At 59.4% G+C, this 3,585-nt stretch carries 4 protein-coding genes; 2 read left to right on the top strand and 2 right to left on the bottom strand.

Annotated elements, in window-relative coordinates; translation table 11 throughout:
• Together AC11W3_RS17415 and AC11W3_RS17410 are read right to left on the bottom strand one after the other, a co-directional pair.
• Nucleotides 1–305 (bottom strand): hypothetical protein (locus AC11W3_RS17415; protein ID WP_484093444.1); only part of this gene is annotated, 305 nt, incomplete at its 3' end.
• A complete protein-coding gene (locus tag AC11W3_RS17410) occupies nucleotides 281–1,816 on the bottom strand; it encodes an ISKra4 family transposase (RefSeq protein ID WP_484093443.1) in 1,536 nt (511 codons plus the stop codon). The genes AC11W3_RS17410 and AC11W3_RS17415, both read right to left, overlap by 25 nt.
• A 210-nt stretch (nucleotides 1,817–2,026) precedes the next feature.
• Between AC11W3_RS17410 and AC11W3_RS17405 the strand changes: the two genes are divergently transcribed.
• Together AC11W3_RS17405 and AC11W3_RS17400 are read left to right on the top strand one after the other, a co-directional pair.
• The gene (locus tag AC11W3_RS17405; protein WP_484093442.1) at nucleotides 2,027–3,376 is read left to right on the top strand and encodes an IS701 family transposase; all 1,350 of its coding nucleotides are present in this window, start codon (nucleotides 2,027–2,029) and stop codon (nucleotides 3,374–3,376) included.
• Nucleotides 3,377–3,454: 78 nt separating this feature from the next.
• The coding region (locus AC11W3_RS17400) for a sigma factor-like helix-turn-helix DNA-binding protein (RefSeq protein WP_484093445.1) at nucleotides 3,455–3,585 on the top strand (131 nt) is incomplete at its 3' end.

The following is a 3,585-nucleotide window of genomic DNA, read 5'->3' as shown; positions in this document are numbered from 1 at the left end:
TTTAAGAAGTCTAACTCACCCTGAATGACGGGAATCTGCTCTTCCAATTGTTTGCGCCTCTCTTCGAGTGGACGATATTTTTTCCCGAACTCTTTTTTTGTTATTTGATCGGAAAGGTAGAGCTCGTACAATTTGTCGATATCGCATTCGAGCTTTTGTTGTTCAGCTTCAAGTTTCTTAACTAATTCTTCTTTTTCCTGGATCATCGTATTCACCGTGTCAGCTTTGTTCAAGTAATCCGCTATTTCGGACGGGCGTAACCAGTCGAGCGCGCCTCCGCTCAAGCGGCTTTGAGTAAGGGCCATTCGGCTGGCTCGACCAAATGGGCATGGGGATAGAGTCGTCTCGATTCCTGATCGATATAGTGTTTCATGAACGCTTCCCAGTCCCCGTTGAGGGCCACACAGCGCAATTGCAGTAATGCCTGGGCACCGGGAACCGTCCAGTGCATGCCGGTGCGCTCCAAGCGATCTTTGATCACATGTCGGCAAGCCCCTTCGATCACGCCGGAGGCGATGGGATAACCCGCTGCCAGGTACTGATCGTAGTGCAGCCGCGCCTGGTTATGATGAAAATACTGACTAATCTGGTCCAATCGTTCCCGCTGAGACCCGGTTAAACCGATGGATTCAACTTGATCGATGAGCCACGGGATCAGCGCGGCCCCCACCCCACTTAACAATCCCAAGACCAGTAATTTCATGAGTTTTAGCGCCAGGTCACTGCCGGCCGGATGGAACAAATGCACGGCCTCCCACAGATAGCTGGTAGCATGTAACAGGTCCAGAATCTCGACGCGCGGGGTGTTACCCAAGGCGCGGTCGACTTCCTCCCACAAGGCGGGTTGTCCATCCATTAACACCACCCAGGGACGCTGCTGTTCAGGATCCCGCTGCTGGGCTTCGGCGACCAGCCAGGGAAAAATCTCCTCGGCGGCGCGCACCGGGGTGGTGCCCGCCGGCCGGTTGAGACTGGCCCGCAACCGCTTGTGCTGCGGCACGGGGCGTGGACCGGTTGCCCGCACGGGTGCCGCCGCTGCCGGGTCGTGGAACAGGGCGTCCACCACCTGATGGGGGGTGCGGGGATAGGGATCAATCTGGTAAACGGCTCCGACCAAGGCCATTTTCTTGCGATCCGGTTTTGGCCCGCGCTGATGCTCATGCGTGCGAATCGGCGGTGCCGTGGCCGGTTTGCGGATCGGCACCCCTTTACCATCGCCACTGAGCACGATCACCTGCGTCGCCACGGCGACGGGGGCGGGCGGTTGCATCGCCCGGAAATCATCCACCGCTGCTGCCAGGGTGTGAGTCATGTGCTCCAAGCTGGCCACCGATGGCTCTAACCCCAAGAGTCGGGACAGCACGTGGTTCACCTGCTGGTACGGATTTTCCACCACCAGCGCCTGATCCCAGTCCTGTAACAGATAGGAAAATTTACCCGACGGCAACTCCAGGCGAGCGTCCAAGGGCACGAACTCGATTTGCTGGCCTTCCCGCGTCCCGTAGACCACCCGGTCGAGCTCGAAAGGCCCAAACACCGACTGATACGGCCGCCGATGAAGCGTCGGCAACCGCCGCACGACCTGTCCCTCGCCCAAGGTCACGGTTTCCCCCTGGTCGCCATCCCCGACCAACGCGAAAAACTGACCTTGCAACTGATACCCCAACGGTAACAGCCGGCGCCATAAGCCGCGCTCGACCTCATGAACCGGTGTGCCCGCGCCCGCCGCCGACCGCACGAACGTCTGTAACTCATCTAGACAACCTTGAAGATCAAAACACTTGTCTTCAATCAGCGTAGGCGTCATCATCGGCATCGGTGGGTTCCTCGGGAAGGTGGATTCACACTCGCATCCTACCCACGTCCATTCAAACTGGACAGTGGAACCCACCACCTCTTACCAACACCGCGCTCGACTGGTTACGCCCGTTTAACTGGACTTTGGCCATTAAGAGGTTCTCGAAGCAGGAAGCAGAGGTGACGATGGGGTAAGCTAACGGGGTTCTCATACCAACCGGAGCGTCTCATGTCCCCTCTGCCTGAGGTGATTATAACGGTTCTGGCCCCATTTGCCGGGTTGTTTTCCGCCACGGTCTGGGGTCATGTCCAGGTGTTGATGATCGGCGCTGTCCTCTGCCAAGGCCCCCGCACGGTTGCGGCAATCCTGCGGGTGATGGGGTTGGGACAGGAACCCCGATTTGAACGCTATCATCGCGTGTTGAGTCGGGCGTGCTGGTCGGGGTTGCAGGCGGCGCAGATCTTATTGGGACTATTGGTCCGGTTACTGCCGCCGCAGTGGGTGCCGCTGATTCTGGTGGATGACACGGTGGAGCGGCGTCGGGGAACACGGATTCACGCGAAGGGCTGCTACCGGGATGCGGTGCGCTCAACCCGTCACTACGTGGTGAAATGTTTTGGCTTGAAATGGGTCTGTATGATGCTGTTGGTCCGGTTACCGTGGAGTTCGCGCCTCTGGGCCTTGCCGTTTTTGACGGTGTTGGCGCCCTCGGAACCGGCCAACCACGCGGCGAAGAAGCGCCATAAGAGCACGGTAGAGTGGACCGGCCAGATGGTCAAGGCGGTGTCACGCTGGTTACGGCGGCCCTGGGTGTTGTTGGGGGATGGGAGCTTTGCCTGCCTGCGGTTGGGGTGGACCTGTGTGCAACACCAGGTGGTCTTGATCAGCCGATTGCGGCTGGATGCCCAGTTATATGATTTCCCGATCATCCGCCGGCGCGCGCAGCGCGGGCCGAAGCCACGCAAAGGCGCACGCCTGCCAGCGTTGCAGGACCGGGTGACAGAGGCCCAACGGTCTGGCGAAGAGATGGAACTCTACTGGTATGGTGGGGAGACGCGCCGGGTCCGGCTGTTGAGCGAGGTTGCCCTGTGGTATCGGCGCGGACAAAAGCCGTTGCCGATTCGCTGGGTGTTGGTCGTGAACGCCGAGGGTGATCCGGAACCGGCGGCGTTCTTCTGCACCTGCCCGGCGTGTGAATCGCAATGGATCGTGACGGCTTTTGTGCTGCGCTGGAATGTGGAGGTCACGTTCGAGGAAAGCCGCCGCCATCTGGGGATAGAAACCCAGCGGCAGTGGTCCGATCTGGCCATCGCTCGCACCACGCCCGTCCTGTTCGGGCTGTTCTCGTTGGTCTGCCTCATGGCGCAGCGCTTGACGGCCGCCGGGGCGACGCTGGGGCCGCGCACCACCGCCTGGTATGCCAAGACCGAGGCCACATTCTCCGATGTCTTAGCCTTCGTGCGGCGGACCTTATGGGCGCATAATTATTTCAGCACGTCGACAGACGCTAACGAGTGTCTCCTATTTCCGAAGGCCACTAGGGAAGCGCTGCTCGATCAACTGGCGGCGACGGCTTAACACCATCCAGGATGGCCAAAGTCGAGCATAGATCTGAGTTGGAATTACCCAACCGTCCATAGAGACACCGACCACTACATGACGTTGGAAGAAGTGAGTCTCGTGTTGGGCGTGACGCGGGAACGGGCTCGTCAGATCGAGCAGACCGCCTTGCGCAAAGCCCGGCGCATCCTGGAAAGCCGGGGGTTTACCTTGGAAGATTTATTCCA

It is taken from the genome of Geomonas sp. (assembly GCF_056994735.1).
The sequence above is the reverse complement of the archived record's forward strand: the minus strand, read 5'-3'. Positions and strand labels throughout refer to the sequence as shown.